Genomic DNA, 14,692 nt, shown 5'->3' on the forward strand with positions numbered 1-14,692 from the left:
TGCTCAACGACGCCAGCGCAGCGGGCGGCGCAGCGTGTGGCGCTCCAGGCGCACGGCAGGCACGGCGTCGAGAAAAGCGAACGCACCGCTTTTTGCCCCGCCCTCGCGCCGCTCGCGTTCCTCGTCCGCCTCGACGGTGCGGCTCGTATCGATAAACAGCGCCGCAACGATTCCCATCGCCAGCAGCGCCGCCGACACGGCGAACGGCACGTCGTAGCTGCCCGTACGCTCGATCAGGTAACCGAATACCACCGGAGAGAGCATCCCGGCCACGCCGAAGCCGGTGTTCATCATTCCCCCCGCCGTGCCCGCATACTTGCCCGCGATATCGAGCGGCAGCGTCCATAGCACCGGGTTCGTGATCTCCAAGAAGAAGAACGAGCCCGTCAGCAACCATACGGCCGTGAGCGGATTGCCGACGGAAATCATCGGCAACAGAAAGGCCAGAGACCCGCCCATGCCGACCACGAGCACCGCGCAGCGCGCGAAACGCAGCCGCCCCGTGAGCTTGAAGATGCGATCCGACACCACGCCGCCGAGCGTGTCGCCCACCACACCGGCCAAGAGCGGGAGCGCCGTGAACAGCGCGAGATGCTTGAGGTCGAAGCCGCGCGATTCCTTCAGATAGGAAGGCAGCCAGGTGAGATAGACCCACAGCAGCCAGCCGTAGCAAAAGTCGACGAACGTGACGAGCCACATGCGGTGAATCAGCTTGCGCCAGGGCGTCGGCTGCCGTTTGGCGCGATCGCAGTCGCCTGCCCGGTAGCCGATTTCCGCCGTCTCTTCAGGCGTAATACGACGGTTGTGCTCGGGCGAATTCGTAAATACGAACAAATAGAGCACGGTCCAGGCAAGGCTCGCCACGCCGAGCAGGATGAACGCATCGCGCCATCCGCCGGCCACCACCACCGCCAGCACGAGCGGCGGCGTCACCGCGCCGCCCAGCCGCGCGAAGCTATGCGTGATGCCTTGAGCGAAACCGCGCTCGCATACCGGCATCCAGTATGTGAACGCACGTGTCGCCGTCGGAAACGCGCCGCCTTCGCCAATCCCGAGCGCGAAGCGCAGCGCCACGAGCATCGCGACGCTGCCGGCGAACCCTGTTGCGAAGGTCGCCACGCCCCAGATGAGCGACAGCACCGTCAGCACGAGCTTCGGGCCGAATTTGTCCGACAGCCACCCGCCGATGATTTGCATCGCGGCGTAGGGATAGGCGAAGGCGGAGAATACGAGGCCGAGTTGCACGGTGGTCAGCCCCATCTCGTGCCGAATCAGCGGCCCGGCGACCGCGATGTTGACGCGGTCGATGTACGAGATGAAATACATGAGGCACATGACCGCCAAAATGATGTGGCGCGTCTTCACGCGCTGCGCACGCTGTTTCATGCTGTTGTCTCCCACTGTCTCTATCGTATTGGCTTGCGAGGTGGATGGCGAGCCGCTCGGCCCGGCCTGGCGGCGCGGATCAGTCGGGCGCCGGGGCGACGAGCTTCAAGCGCTGCACCTTGCCCGAGGGGCCGCGCGGCAGTTCGCTGACGAAGCGAATTTCTTTCGGTGTCTTGTATCGGCCGAGTTCGCGCAAGCAGTGCGTGCGCAGTTCGTTGGAATCGGGCGCCCCCGGCCAGTGCGTCTCGCGCGGCACGACGAACGCGACGATCTCCTGCCCGTACGCGGGATCGGGAACGCCCACCGCCGCGGCGTCGAGCACGCCCGGATGGCGCAGCAGCGCCTCGTCGATCTCGCGCGGCGCGATGTTCTCGCCGCCTTTGATGATCAGTTCCTTCGAGCGGCCATTGATGTAGAAATAGCCGTCCTCGTCGCGATAGCCGAGATCGCCCGTGCGCAGCCAGCCGTCGGCGGTAAACGCCTTGGCCGTCTCTTCCGGGCGCTTGTAGTAACCCTGCATCACCTGATCGCCGCGCAACACGATCTCGCCGACCTCGTTCGGCCCGCATTCGCGCCCTTCTCGATCGATCACCTTCGCCTCGCTGCCCGACGGCAGCCCGATGCTGCCCACGCGCCGACGACCCGGTTCGTAAGGATTACTGAATACCGGTGCGGCGGTTTCGGTCATTCCCATCGTCTCGACGATGCCGATGCCGAACCGGGCCTCGAACGCTCGGTGATGATCGCCGGGCAACGCCGCTGACGCACTGCGGCAGAACTTCAACGCCGAGAAATCGAAGCCGCGCGCCTCGTCGCCGTTGAGCAGATAAGCCACGATCGTCGGCACGACGTTGATCCACGTGCAGCTCGAGCGCGCGACGTCCCGCCAAAACGTGCGGGCGGAGAACCGAGGCGTCAGAACGACGGACCCCGCGTGATAGAGCGGCGCGAGCAGCGTCACGACCAGGCCGTTGATGTGATAAAGCGGCAGCGACGCGAGCACGCGATCCTGCGCGCCGAGCCGATGCTCGAGGCTGATGTTGCGCGCATTCGCCAGGAGATTGCGATGGCTGAGCAGGACGCCCTTCGGCGCGCCGGTCGTGCCCGAGGTGTACATCAGCAGCGCGATGTCGGTCGGCTGAACGGGACGCTGCCCGGCCGCATCGGGCAACATGGCGTCGACCGCGCCGTCGTGGCCGCCGTGGGCTTCGGCGAGCGCAGCCTCCCGCGCCGGGAGCGCGGGCAATTCCACCGCATTGGGCGCCGTACGCACGAGCGCGACGTCTCGTCTCGCCTCCTGCTCGGATAAGGTGTTGCGGCCGGCGATCAGCGCTTCGATCGTGTCGTCGCAGACGAAGATCATGCGCGAATCCGAGTGCGCGACGATATAGCCTAGTTGCGACGGCTGGCACAGCAAATTCAGCGGATGGGCCACGAGGCCGCTATACATCGCCCCGAGCAGGAGCGTGGCCGTTTGCGTGCCGTTTCCCATGAACACCGAGACGACGTCGCCGGGGCGCAGGCCGGCCGAGCGAAAATGCGCCTCGAGCGCTCTGCACCGCTCGCGCAGCATGCCGAAGGTGATCGCTGTGCCGCCCGCGTCCCCGTCGTCCTCCGATACGGTCAGCATGAACGGCTTGTCGGGGTATTGATTGGCGCGCGCGTCGATGAGCGCACGCAGCGTCGTGACGGTACTCATCGGCCCACGCTCCTGAAATAGTCGCCCAGGACATCGTCGAGATCGGGCACGCGTTCCTCGATCGGATACGCGACGCGCGTCACGTTCAGGTATTGACGAAAATCGAGGTTGCTCGAGAAATTGTTGCGGCCCCATGTGCCGCACCCCATCGACAGCGAAAACGGCAAGCCGTTGTCGAAATTGCCGCCCGTCGCGAAGCAATGGGCCTGATTGACGATGACGCGCGCCACTGGCAAACGCTCGCCCAAGGCGACGGCCAAATCCGGTTGGGCGGTGTGCAGGCCGACTGAATGGCCCGCGCCCATGTAGGCGTAAAGGCTGGCTACGATGCGCTCGGCATCCGCGAAATCGCCGGCGCGATAGACCGCGAGCACCGGCGCGAGCTTTTCGCCGGAGAACGGGGCGTCGGGGCCGAACGCGCTCTCCTCGACCATCAAGAACTTCGGCTCACGTGCGGCCACCTCGTCCAGCCCGGCCGCTTGCGCGATTTGCGTGGCCGATTTTGCGGTGCAGCGATCGGAGAGCTTTCCCTCGCGCCACATCACTTCCTGCAGCTGCGTCTTTTGCCGCGCGTCGAGCATCGCCCCGCCGCACCGCCGCAGCGCGTCGAGCATGGCGTCGTAGACGGCGTCCTCGATCACCACGCTGTTTTCCGATGAGCAGCTCGTGGCGTTGTCGAACGTCTTGGACAGCGAGATCTTGTGCGCCGCATCGAGCAGATCGGCGGAACGCTCGACGATGGACGCTACGTTCCCGGCCCCGACGCCAAAAGCCGGGGTACCGCTTGCGTAAGCCATGCGCACGTTCGCCTGCGAGCCCGTCGCCACGACCAGATCGGCCGCTTGCATCAGCGCGGCTGTCGCGGCCTTGCTGACCGGTTCGGGCACCATCTGCACGAGCGCCGGATCGAGGCCAGCCTTGCGAAACTCGGCGTGAATGAAGTCGATCAGCAACGCGCACGACGAATAGCCCTTCGGCGAAGGGGCGACGATCACCGCATTGCCGCATTTGAGCGCGTTGACGATCTTGTTTGCCGGGGTGGCAGCCGGATTCGTCGACGGCGTGATCGCCGCCACGACGCCTACGGCGCGCGCAATTTCGACGATGCCCTTCGCGCTGTCGCGCGCAATCACGCCGCACGTGGGCCGCCCATGCAGATCGCGCAGCAACCCGAGCGTCTTGCGGAAATTCTTGCGGACCTTGTCCTCGACATTGCCGAGCCCCGTATCGCGCACGGCCAGCTCCGCGAGCCGGCGATTGCGGGCCGGCTCCATGATGGCCCAGGCGGCCGCGGCGGCGGCCGTATCGAGCGCGGTTTGGCCGGCGAATTCGAAGCTGTGCTGCGCCTCGCGAGCGCGAGCAACCAGCGCGGCGATGCTCGCTTTCGTTTCCTCTTGTGCTGGCGGACCAGCCACTTCGGCTGCTGTGGCCCTGACATTCATACGAGTCGCTCCCGTGGGAAAGAATTGGCGTTACTGCCAATCTATTCGGCGCCAACGCACGGCGAGTCCCGTTTCCCGAGCATTCGTCGACTGCGTCGCGACGTGCTGGGGAAAACGCAAAATTCGGGACTTCCCCGAGTCCCGAAAACCGCACGGGCCGATGCACAATGAACGGCAGAGAGCGGCGGCGACCGCCAAGATCAGGAGACACGATGTCCACATCGAATCAATCGAATGCAGCTGCCGTACGTGCGTTCCGCGTGCTCGAGACGCTGGCTCAAGCCGGCCACCCGCTTTCCATGATGGATCTCGTGAACACGCTCGGTTTGCCCAAGCAAACCGTGCATCGCATCCTCGTGCAGCTATCCGATGCGTGGCTCGTCACGCGGGGCGCGGGCGACAAGCGTTACGAATGCTCCCCGCGCGTGCGCATGCTCGCGGTCAACGTACTCATGCACGCGGGCCCCGCGGCGGCGCGGCACGTGTTGCTCGAGCAGCTGGTGGCGAAGATTGGCGAGACCTGCAATCTGACGATGCTCTCGGGCAACGATGTCGTCTATGTCGACCGGGTGGAAACGGAATGGCCGCTGCGCATGCATCTGCAGCCCGGATCGCACGTGCCGCTGCACTGCTCGGCCAGCGGCAAGCTCTTGATCAGTTTCCTGCCGAAGGATCGGCGCGAGCGGATGATCGAAACATTGCCGCTTCGCGCGTACTCTGAGCGCACGATCACCGATCGCGACGCCCTGCGCAAGGAGCTCACCGCTACGCGGCGTCGCCGGCTTGCCGTCAACAATCAAGAGCACCTTCAAGGGCTCATTGCGATCGCCGTGCCCGTCATGCTCGACCGCAACCGGGCTTGTGCGGCCATTGCAGTGCAAGCCCCTGTCGGCCGCGCAACGCTCGACGACCTTCTCGCCTTCGAACCCGATCTGCGCCGCGCCGCCGACGAAACGGCAAAGACGTTCCGCGCTTGAAAAGAGGCCCGCTGCGGGCCCCTTGCGCACCTACGAGGCGTTCGCGATGCGCTTGCCGCCGGTATCGCTTGCGTCGTTTGCGTCGCCGGTGCGGCCCGCGGGAAGCTCGCCGCCGCGACGCCTGCCCCGATCGATCGCATGCGCCGAATAGGCCGAGACCAGCGCGGCGAACAGCACATAGGCGCAAATCGTCCACCACTTGGCGCCGCTCATTTTCCACAGCGCCGTGGCGACGATCGGCGTGATGCCGCTCGCGAAGATTCCCGAGAATTGATAGACGAACGAGATGCCTGTGTAGCGTACGTTCGCATCGAACAGTTCGGCGAAGAGCGCGGCTTCGGGCCCGTACACCATCGCGTAGCAAATACCGAACGGGATCACGATCGCAAGCCAGATCAGCATCGTGTTGCCCGGTTGACTTTCGATCAGCCAAAACGCGGGATACGCGGACACGCCGCAGATCAGCGAGCCCCACATGTACACGCGTGCGCGGCCGACACGATCGGACAGACTGCCGAACAGCGGGATGAAGAAGCACATGACCAGGGCCGCGATCATCACGCCTAGAAGAGCGTCGGTGCGATCCATCTTGATGTGCTGCGTCAAATAGCCGATCGAGAACACCGCGAAGATGTTGAAGAACACCCCGTCGATATAGCGTGCGCCCATCCCGATCAGCCACTCGCGGCGGTAACTCACGAACATTTCCACGAACGGCAGCCGCGCTTCGCGGCGCGTGCGCTTGAGCGCGAGGAACTCCGGTGTCTCCATCACCTTCAGACGGATATAGAGGCCGATGAACACGAGCAGGAGCGACGCGCCGAAGGCGATACGCCAGCCCCAGGCGAAGAAGGCCTGCTCGGAGAGCAGATGCGAAACGGCTGCCACCATGCCCGAAGCGAGACACAAGCCGATCGACAGGCCGATCTGCGGCAAGCTCGCGTAGAGCCCGCGCCGGCGCGGCGGCGCATATTCGTAGGCCATCAAGACCGCCCCGCCCCACTCGCCTCCGAGCCCGATGCCCTGCAGCACGCGCAGCGAGAGCAGCAGCACCGGCGCCCATATCCCGATCTGCGCATAGGTGGGCACGACCGCGACGCCGGCCGTCGAGATCCCCATGATGAAAAGTGTGAGGATAAGCGCGGACTTTCTTCCGATGCGATCGCCAAAGTGGCCGAACAACACACCGCCGATGGGTCGCGTGACGAAGCCGACCGCGAACGTCGTGTAAGCGAGCAGCGTCGAGACGAGTGGATCGCCGGCCGGAAAATACAGCTTGTTGAAGATGATGCCGGCCACGACGCCGTATAGAAAAAAGTCGTACCACTCGACGGTCGCGCCGATGACGCTAGCCAGCGCGACGCGCCGCAGCATGCGGGAATCGATGTGTGGATCAGATGCCATGAAACGCCTCCTCCATTGGATATCCGTATGCGTGCGTGCGCATCGGCATGGGGGCCCCGCGTTCGTCTCCTCCGGGGCGATTGTCGTACCGCGTGGCCAAGCGCCAGTCGGTCGTTGGTTTCTATGTACTGATCCGAAATCGGCACTTCAAGGGAAATTGGTCATGGCAAACCGTTATGGGACGAAACAGGACATTTCGTTCCAATTTTGTTGCACCGGCGGGGCAATGGGAGGAAGGGATTCGACTGCGCGACATGCTCGCCGTTAACGACGGCTATAGGGGCGTCGGCAATTCATAGCGGATGAAGAGTGAGAGCCGGCGACGAGGGCTGCGTCGCCGGCAGCGAAACGCTTACGGACGCGCGGCGATCTCGTCCAAGTGGTAAAGCAGATCGGCGGGATCGTCATAGACGCGCAGCGCGCCGGAGCGTTCGAGTTCGTCGGTACCGTACCCGCCCGAGAGCAGTCCCACGCCCAACGCGCGGCACCGCTTGGCCGCGAGCATGTCCCAGATGCTGTCGCCCACCACGACCGACCGTTCGATCGGCACGCCCAGGCGCTCCGCCGCCGCGATGAAGAGGTCGGGGTCGGGCTTCGCGTACTTGACGTCGTCGCGCGTGACGACCACGTCCTTCGCGGGATCGACGCCGAGCGCCTCGAGGTTCAGCGCAGCGGTCTGCATGCGGCCGCTCGTGGCGATCGCCCACGGTATGCCCGCTTGCGACAGGGCATCCAGGAGTTCCCTAGCACCAGGAAGCGGACGTACCTCGCCGCGGTAACGTTGATAGGCGACGGCGTGTGCTTGGCGAAGGCGATCGACGGCTTGCTCGCTGACGTCCGCGTTCGTCTCGCGCAAGAGCTGTGCCGTGAAAAGGCCGCCGCTCATGCCGATCTTGCGATGAATTCGCCAAACCGACAACGGAATGCCTTCCGCGTCCAGCGCCTCCTTCCAGGCCAGCACGTGCTGATAGACGCTATCGACGAGGGTGCCGTCGAGATCGAATAGGAAGGGCGTTTGGAATCGCATGGGGGGCCTTTGGATGGTCGAGTTCGGGGAGGACTGCGGCAAGCTTCGGCGCGGTCAATTGTAACGCGCCGACCTGGATTTCGCGCCGCCCCGGACCCAGCGTCAAATGGCCCAGCCCCCGACGTAAAACGCCACCAGCACGACCGCGATCGACACGGTGCCGATGTTGAGCTTGCGAAACTCGCCGCTCACGACGCGCCCGATGACCAGCGTCGCGAACCCGAGCATGATGCCCGTGACGATGTTGGCGGTCAGCACGATGAACACCGCCGTGACGAGACCCGACATCGCATCGACCCTGTCGTCCATGTGCAGCTTGCTCACGCTCGATAGCATCAAGAGCCCTACATACATCAGCGCCGGGGCCGTCGCATACGAGGGAACGAGGCCCGCCACCGGCGAGAAGAACATCACGACGAGAAATAGCAGCCCGACCACGGCGGCCGCAAGACCCGTCTTCGCGCCGGCCGCCACGCCGACGCTCGATTCGATATAAGCCGCGGCAGGCGCGCCGCCGAGAAAACCCGAGAAAATCGAGCTCAGCGAATCGGCCGTCAACGCCCGCGCGCCGTTGACGATGCGGCCATTCTCGTCGAGCTGCCCCGACTGCCCCGCGACCGCGCGAATCGTGCCCGTGGCGTCGAACACGGCCGTCATGACGAGCGCGAACACGCTCGGCAACACGGCGGCAGACAGCGCGCCCTTGATATCCATCGCGCCGATCAGCGACGCATGCCCGGGCGCGCTCAACGAAGGCAGCGCAAAGATGCCGTGGTACTTCACGCCGGGATCGAACGCTAGACCGATCGCCGACACGGCCACCACGACGAGCAGAATGCCGCCGGGCACGCGACGCTTTTCCAGCCCGAAGATCGCGGCCAGGCCGATCACCGACATGATCACCGGAAACGCCGTGACGTGACCGAGCGCGAGCGGCAAGCCGCCGCCCGCGTTCTTGACGACGAGACCGACGTCGTTCGATGCGATCAACAGCAGAAAGAGGCCGATACCGATGCCGGTGCCATGCGCCACGCCCGCAGGCAGATTGCGCAAAATCCACGAACGCACGCCGGTAATCGAAATGCCGGTGAAGATGAGTCCCATCAAGAACACGGCCCCAAGCGCCACGGGCGGTGCGATGCCTTTGCCGAGCACGAGACCGAACGCCGTAAACGCCGTGAGCGAAATCGCGCAGCCGATCGCGATCGGCAGCTTCGCCCACAAGCCCATCAACAGGGAACCGAACGCCGTTGTGAGGCAGACTGCGACGAATACGGCGCTCGTATCGAAGCCCGCGCGGCCGAGCATGCCGGGCACGACGAAAACCGAATAGACCATCGCGAGGAAGGTAGTGATGCCCGCGACGATTTCGCCTCGCGGCGTGCTGCCGCGCGCGGAAATGCCGAAGTAGCGATCGACGACGCCGTGGTTCGCGACGTCGTCTGTCGCGCCAATGCCGACGACCGGCTGCGCGTGGGTATCACTCATGAGCTTGCTCCTTTATCAGCATGCTGAAACGGCCCTTACGGGCCGTCGTCAGGTTCGTCTCGAATCTATTGGGTCTATTGGGTCTATTGGATCTATTGGATCTCGTGGGCTCGGGCTTGTCCGCGACATGCGCGAGCCTTGGCGAAGGTTAGGCGAACGGCGCCGTGCGTCCCATCAGGCGACGGACATGCAGCCCATGTCGTAGCGCTTATATCGCCGTGAAACCGCGCTTTCGCGTCGCGCACCCGGTGTTTACGCCTAGTGCGGATCCGTTAAGGCCAGTATTCGAAGCAAGGAATGACAAAGAAGAAGCCGGGCCCGGCGAAGGCGGACGCCTTCGCGCGTGCGGCCCGAGCGGAGGTCGATCGACCGCCTGCTAGTTGGCGGGATCGATGATACTGCGTGCGCGTCAAGCGCCTTTCACGGGGATCGTTTTCTCAGGTTTTTGGGCTTCCGGCGTCTTCGGCAGCGTGACGGTCAGCACACCCTTGCTGAACGTGGCCTCGATCTTCTCGGGGTCGACGCCTTCGGGCATTTGGAAATACCGCTCGAACGAGCCGAAGCGGCGTTCATGCAGGTAGTAGTCCTTCTGCTTCTCTTCCTTTTCCTCGTGCTTTTCGCCCTTGATCGACAAGCCGCCGTTGACGAGCTTCACTTCCACGTCCTTTTCGTCGAGGCCGGGCAATTCCGCCTTGATCTCGTAGGCCTTGTCGGTTTCCGCCACGTCGACGGCCGGCGCGGCCAACCCCGCCTCGGCAGCGCGCTCGCGACGCCAGAACGGACTTAGATCGAACGACGAATGGCGAAACGGCATCATCGAGAATCCGCGATCGAAGTCCTCGAAGATGCGGTCGATCTCGTGACGCAAACTTTCGACGGGACGCCAGGCCGACAGCGCCCAGGGATGCGCACCGCTTTCGACGGCTTTCGGCACGGAGGCTTGTTGCTTGACAGGGACTTTGTTGCCAGACTCAGCCATGATCGAACTCCTCATCGGTGGGGGTAGGAAATTTCATTGTGGGCGCACGCTCCGGTTTTGCTTTGATCGCAGTCAAACCGGCATGCATCGCACGTCGCTCATCGCGTTGCCCTTTCGGCCTCGGCTTGCGCGATGCGGCGCTTGACCTTAACGAAGCTGTCGGGTGTGACGGACACCGAGTCGATGCCGCGGTCCACGAGAAAACGAGCGAACGCCGGCCGGTCGCTAGGCGCCTGACCGCACAGGCCGACCTTCACCCCGCACCGGTGCGCGCGATCGATCACGTGCGCGATCATCCATTTGACGGCTTCGTCCTCTTCGTCGAAAAGTGCCGCCAAATCGGCCGAATCGCGATCGACGCCCAGCGTCAGCTGCGTCAAATCGTTGCTGCCGATCGAAAACCCATCGAAGCGGGCGGCGAATGCTTCCGCCAGGATCACATTCGAAGGGATTTCGCACATGACGTAGACCTCGAGCCCATCCTTGCCCCGTTCGAGCCCCTCCTCGGCCATGACGGACAAGACGCGATCAGCTTCCTTCGGCGACCGGCAAAACGGAATCATCACGACCACGTTCGTCAGCCCGATCAATTTGCGCAGCCGCGCGATGGCTCGGCATTCGAGGGCGAAACCGGCGCGATACCGCGGCGAGTCGTAGCGCGACGCCCCACGAAAACCGAGCATCGGGTTTTCTTCCTTCGGTTCGAACGACGCACCGCCAATCAGGTTCGCGTATTCGTTCGTCTTGAAGTCGCTCATGCGCACGATCACGGGGCGCGGATACTGCACGGCCGCAATCCGCGCCAGGCCCAGCGCCAGGCGTTCGACGAAATAGGCCGTCTTGTCCGCGTAGCCCGTGGTCAGCGCATCGATCGTTTTCTTCGCTTCGCCCTCCGGCAGCGTGTCGTAGCGCGCCAGCGCCATCGGGTGAATCTTGATGTGATTGCCGATGACGAATTCCATGCGCGCCAGGCCCACACCGTCCGCGGGCAGCCGCCACCAGCGCAGCGCAGCCGCCGGATTGGCGAGGTTGAGCATGACTTGCGTATGCGTGCGCGGCAGACTCGCGAAGTCGATGTCCTCCACCGTGAATTGCGCGCGCCCTTCATAGACGAAGCCATCGCTGCCCTGGGCGCAGCACACCGTCACCTCTTGCTCGTCGCGCAGGATATGGGTGGCGTTTCCGGTGCCGACGATCGCCGGCAAGCCCAGTTCGCGGCTGACAATGGCCGCGTGCGACGTTCTGCCGCCATGATCGGTGACGATTGCCGCCGCACGCCGCATGAGCGGCAGCCAATCGGGATCGGTCGTGCGCGTGACCAGAATCGAGCCGTCGATGAAGTGCCCGGCGCGCTGCGGGCTGTCGATGACGCAGACGGGGCCGGCCGCGATCGCCTCGCCCACCGCCACGCCGCCCAGCAGCTTGCGGCCCGCTTGCTGCAAGCGATAGGTCTTGACGGCGCTAGCCTCGCGGCGCGACTGCACTGTTTCCGGACGGGCCTGGACGATGTAGAGCTCGCCCGTCACGCCGTCTTTCGCCCACTCGATATCCATCGGCTGGCCGTAGTGCCGCTCGATCGCGCACGCCCAGTGCGCCAGCGTCAATATCTCGTGATCCGCCAGCACGAACGCGCGGCGCTCGGCTTTCGAGGTCGGCACGTTTCGGGTCGGCGTTCGCGCATCGTGTGCGTAGATCACCTTGAATTGCTTTTCGCCCAACTTCTTGCCGACGATCGGCGCGAACTGCGCATCGTCGAGCAGTGGCTTGAATACCTCGTACTCGTCGGGTTCGACGATTCCTTGGACGACGTTTTCGCCGAGCCCCCACGCCGCGCTGATCACGACGACCTTGTCGAAGCCCGTCTCCGTATCGATCGAGAACATCACGCCCGCACCGCCTAGGTCGGCTCGCACCATGCGTTGAACGCCGATCGACAACGCCACCGACATATGATCGAAGCCCTTTGCCTCGCGATAACTGATCGCGCGATCGGTAAACAGCGAGGCATAACAGCGCCGGCAAGCCGCTAACAAGGCCTGTTGGCCGCGCACGTTGAGGTATGTCTCCTGCTGCCCCGCGAAGCTCGCGTCGGGCAAATCCTCGGCCGTCGCGCTGGAGCGCACGGCCACATCGGTATCCGCGGCGCCCGCTTGATCATTCAGTTGTCGATAAGCCGCGCAGATGGCGTCGGCGATTTCCGTCGGCCACGCTCCGTGCAAGATGGCTCGACGGATGGCTGCGCCGGCCTGCGGCAGCGTCATTCGGCTCTCCGACATGTCTTCGAGCAGCGCCGATATTGTCCGCCGCAGGCCGTTTGCGTCGATGAACGACCAATAGGCGGATGCGGTCGTGGCGAAGCCGGGCGGCACCTTGATACCCGCTTCGAGCAGCGTGCTCGTCAATTCGCCGAGCGATGCGTTCTTGCCGCCCACCCGCCCGAGGTCCGCTCGGCGCAAGCGAGCGAACCACACAACCAAAGCATCGTCGGCCATCGCGACGTCCCCCTTGTTCGGGTACGGCTCAAATGCTGATGTAGCCGCGGAAAATCCAAGGCAACCGCATTTCCAAGCGCTTCGCCGGTTCACCCGTCGCCCCATAGGCCACGCCGAAGAAAACTGGACTGCCGTCTTCGGCGAAAGTAGGGACGAACGACAGCGCTTCGTTTACGGTGACGAGAAAATCGGGATTGAACGTCGACGGCGAAAAAATCGACACGCGGCCGAACAGCGCGGCGTGACCGTCATCGCGCGACTGCGCTCGAGGCGATGCGTCGGGCTCGCCGACCCAGTCGAAATGCGACGGCAGCGCGTACGTGCGCCCTCCCTGCTGGATCACCGCGCCGGGCGAGAAAGCGAGTTCTGCGCCCGGATAAGCAAGTTCGACGACCGGTCGCGACATGGGACCGTCAGGCCCGATCACGAGGGGCGGATACGCCCAGAGCGACAACGCCAGACGACTCGTCCGCTGCTCGAAGTATTGGGCCAACCAGTTCATGCGGACCTCCATGGGTGTCGCACGGGGCAAACGCGCCCCTGCCTCGCCTCACTGCGTCGTGAAAGCGGGGAAAGCCCCAGAAGCGGCCAAAGCGCGAAAAGCGGCGCGGCTAGCGTTGCCAATACACGCGCACGAGATACTCGTCTTGCTGGTAATGCAAATCGAGCGTGCCTTGAAACGCCGACTTCAGCGCCGAGCCGATACCGCGAGCGAGATGAACATCTGTCGTCGTCACGACCATCTTCTCGTCACCGGGCTCGATCGACATGACACGCTGCATCGGATGCGCCGCTCGAGCGCGCTCGGCATGACGATCGATCAATTGCAGCAACTCGGCACGATGGGCTAGTGCGAACGGACCGTCGATATAGACATACCCCGCCGGCACCTGATCGGCGATGCGATGGCAGGCCGTGCAAATCGCCTCCTCGGCGTCGGCCGGGCGCGCAAGCCACTGCCAATGGCCGTCGTGATAGACGGCGCCGCACTTCGAACACACCGTCGGTTCCGCATGCTTGCGTCGAAGCCTGTACGGGTCGCCATGCAGGCCCGGAAAGACTTCCCTTTGCTCGCTTGGTTTGAAAGGTCTCGCGTGATCGCTCATGAGGCACTCTCTCGGTGATGGGGCGCATTGCGCGTGGTAACGATGATTCGCTTTCAGCGTATTCGTCGCCACTGCCGGCGTTTTGACTTGCGTCAAGCCCGCGATTCGTTTGCCGAGCCTGCGTTCTGGCGCGACGTGCTGGCTCGTCTGGACGACGCGCGCGGATGAGTTTGACGAGAATCAACGTTCTCGCCTTCTTCCGAACATACGATTGGATCGTGGGACAGCAAGCACGGTCCGACCCGCAACGTTGACAGGTGGAACATCCGATGAATGACGCATACGAACGGCGCGCGCTCCTGCAGTCTCTGGGCGGCACGCTGCAGACGTTGAGCCTGATCGAGGAAGCGGAATCCGACGACGAGACGATCGGCGATCTGCTCCTTAAGCAACCGATCCTTTCCGACGTGCCGTTGCTCGAGTACGTATCCGCGCGGTTGACGGTTCGCGAATTCACCGCCGCCGCGCTCCACGCATTTTGCCTTTGGCCGCAGCGGCTGCTCGACAATCCGCTCGACCGCGTCGCACTCGCCGCCTCCGTCCGCGACCATCTGTTCGCATCGAACCCAGAAGGCTGGAATGCCTTTGCGGCCACGCTTCGCTCGGACGTGCCCTGGTTTGGAGAAAGTCTGCCGTCGAAGAAAGACGGGCTTCACTGAGGGGAAGCATCTCGCACAAGGGCGTTCCGGCGT

12 protein-coding genes are annotated in these 14,692 nt (G+C 64.1%); 2 read left to right on the forward strand and 10 right to left on the reverse strand.

Annotated features, from left to right (window positions below):
• Nucleotides 1-3 precede the first annotated feature (3 nt).
• The 3 genes from ACTHNR_RS21350 to sauS all read right to left on the reverse strand — a co-directional run bounded on the left by ACTHNR_RS21350 (nucleotide 4) and on the right by sauS (nucleotide 4,527).
• Complete coding sequence (locus ACTHNR_RS21350; RefSeq protein ID WP_440549742.1) at nucleotides 4-1,386, reverse strand: MFS transporter; 1,383 nt, start codon at nucleotides 1,384-1,386, stop codon at nucleotides 4-6.
• Between the two features lie 79 nt (nucleotides 1,387-1,465).
• Nucleotides 1,466-3,085 (reverse strand): AMP-binding protein, encoded by a 1,620-nt coding sequence (locus tag ACTHNR_RS21355; RefSeq protein WP_440549744.1) that lies wholly within the window; start codon nucleotides 3,083-3,085, stop codon nucleotides 1,466-1,468.
• The gene (gene sauS / locus ACTHNR_RS21360) at nucleotides 3,082-4,527 is read right to left on the reverse strand and encodes an acylating sulfoacetaldehyde dehydrogenase (protein WP_440549747.1); all 1,446 of its coding nucleotides are present in this window, start codon (nucleotides 4,525-4,527) and stop codon (nucleotides 3,082-3,084) included. Before sauS ends, ACTHNR_RS21355 begins: the two co-directional genes overlap by 4 nt.
• A 212-nt stretch (nucleotides 4,528-4,739) precedes the next feature.
• Here sauS and ACTHNR_RS21365 point away from each other — a divergent pair, with 212 nt between their 5' ends.
• Nucleotides 4,740-5,504 carry an IclR family transcriptional regulator gene (locus tag ACTHNR_RS21365; RefSeq protein WP_440549749.1) on the forward strand — a complete coding sequence of 255 codons (765 nt, stop codon included), beginning with the start codon at nucleotides 4,740-4,742 and terminating at the stop codon, nucleotides 5,502-5,504.
• A 30-nt stretch (nucleotides 5,505-5,534) separates the two neighbouring features.
• Here the strand turns inward: ACTHNR_RS21365 and ACTHNR_RS21370 are convergent, their stop codons facing one another.
• From ACTHNR_RS21370 to ACTHNR_RS21400, 7 genes are all read right to left on the reverse strand, one after another.
• Nucleotides 5,535-6,908 carry an MFS transporter gene (locus tag ACTHNR_RS21370; RefSeq protein ID WP_440549751.1) on the reverse strand — a complete coding sequence of 458 codons (1,374 nt, stop codon included), beginning with the start codon at nucleotides 6,906-6,908 and terminating at the stop codon, nucleotides 5,535-5,537.
• A 352-nt stretch (nucleotides 6,909-7,260) separates the two neighbouring features.
• Nucleotides 7,261-7,935, reverse strand: a complete 675-nt coding sequence (locus ACTHNR_RS21375; protein ID WP_440549754.1) for an HAD family hydrolase — start codon at nucleotides 7,933-7,935, stop codon at nucleotides 7,261-7,263.
• A 102-nt stretch (nucleotides 7,936-8,037) separates the two neighbouring features.
• The gene (locus tag ACTHNR_RS21380) at nucleotides 8,038-9,423 is read right to left on the reverse strand and encodes an NCS2 family permease (RefSeq protein ID WP_440549757.1); all 1,386 of its coding nucleotides are present in this window, start codon (nucleotides 9,421-9,423) and stop codon (nucleotides 8,038-8,040) included.
• A 409-nt stretch (nucleotides 9,424-9,832) separates the two neighbouring features.
• Entirely contained in the window at nucleotides 9,833-10,402 is a 570-nt protein-coding gene (locus ACTHNR_RS21385) for an Hsp20/alpha crystallin family protein (protein WP_440549760.1), read from the reverse strand.
• 98 nt (nucleotides 10,403-10,500) lie between these two features.
• On the reverse strand, nucleotides 10,501-12,894 hold the full coding sequence (gene ppsA, locus ACTHNR_RS21390) for a phosphoenolpyruvate synthase (RefSeq protein ID WP_440549762.1): 2,394 nt from the start codon (nucleotides 12,892-12,894) through the stop codon (nucleotides 10,501-10,503).
• Between the two features lie 28 nt (nucleotides 12,895-12,922).
• Nucleotides 12,923-13,396, reverse strand: a complete 474-nt coding sequence (locus tag ACTHNR_RS21395; protein WP_440549765.1) for a hypothetical protein — start codon at nucleotides 13,394-13,396, stop codon at nucleotides 12,923-12,925.
• A 109-nt stretch (nucleotides 13,397-13,505) separates the two neighbouring features.
• Entirely contained in the window at nucleotides 13,506-14,000 is a 495-nt protein-coding gene (locus ACTHNR_RS21400) for a BCAM0308 family protein (protein ID WP_440549768.1), read from the reverse strand.
• 269 nt (nucleotides 14,001-14,269) lie between these two features.
• Between ACTHNR_RS21400 and ACTHNR_RS21405 the strand changes: the two genes are divergently transcribed.
• On the forward strand, nucleotides 14,270-14,659 hold the full coding sequence (locus ACTHNR_RS21405; RefSeq protein WP_440549771.1) for a hypothetical protein: 390 nt from the start codon (nucleotides 14,270-14,272) through the stop codon (nucleotides 14,657-14,659).
• The last annotated feature ends 33 nt before the right edge of the window (nucleotides 14,660-14,692 follow it).

This window comes from Trinickia sp., assembly GCF_051954495.1.
In the GTDB taxonomy this organism is placed as follows: Bacteria; Pseudomonadota; Gammaproteobacteria; order Burkholderiales; family Burkholderiaceae; genus Trinickia.

Excerpts from the sequence above, each read along its gene's own strand:
- ACTHNR_RS21375 (WP_440549754.1), bottom strand. The coding sequence starts at position 7,935 with ATGCGATTCCAAACGCCCTTCCTATTCGATCTCGACGGCACCCTCGTC.
- ACTHNR_RS21405 (WP_440549771.1), top strand. The coding sequence starts at position 14,270 with ATGAATGACGCATACGAACGGCGCGCGCTCCTGCAGTCTCTGGGCGGC.
- sauS (WP_440549747.1), bottom strand. The coding sequence starts at position 4,527 with ATGAATGTCAGGGCCACAGCAGCCGAAGTGGCTGGTCCGCCAGCACAA.
- ACTHNR_RS21400 (WP_440549768.1), bottom strand. The coding sequence starts at position 14,000 with ATGAGCGATCACGCGAGACCTTTCAAACCAAGCGAGCAAAGGGAAGTC.
- ACTHNR_RS21370 (WP_440549751.1), bottom strand. The coding sequence starts at position 6,908 with ATGGCATCTGATCCACACATCGATTCCCGCATGCTGCGGCGCGTCGCG.
- ppsA (WP_440549762.1), bottom strand. The coding sequence starts at position 12,894 with ATGGCCGACGATGCTTTGGTTGTGTGGTTCGCTCGCTTGCGCCGAGCG.
- ACTHNR_RS21380 (WP_440549757.1), bottom strand. The coding sequence starts at position 9,423 with ATGAGTGATACCCACGCGCAGCCGGTCGTCGGCATTGGCGCGACAGAC.
- ACTHNR_RS21365 (WP_440549749.1), top strand. The coding sequence starts at position 4,740 with ATGTCCACATCGAATCAATCGAATGCAGCTGCCGTACGTGCGTTCCGC.
- ACTHNR_RS21385 (WP_440549760.1), bottom strand. The coding sequence starts at position 10,402 with ATGGCTGAGTCTGGCAACAAAGTCCCTGTCAAGCAACAAGCCTCCGTG.
- ACTHNR_RS21350 (WP_440549742.1), bottom strand. The coding sequence starts at position 1,386 with ATGAAACAGCGTGCGCAGCGCGTGAAGACGCGCCACATCATTTTGGCG.
- ACTHNR_RS21395 (WP_440549765.1), bottom strand. The coding sequence starts at position 13,396 with ATGAACTGGTTGGCCCAATACTTCGAGCAGCGGACGAGTCGTCTGGCG.
- ACTHNR_RS21355 (WP_440549744.1), bottom strand. The coding sequence starts at position 3,085 with ATGAGTACCGTCACGACGCTGCGTGCGCTCATCGACGCGCGCGCCAAT.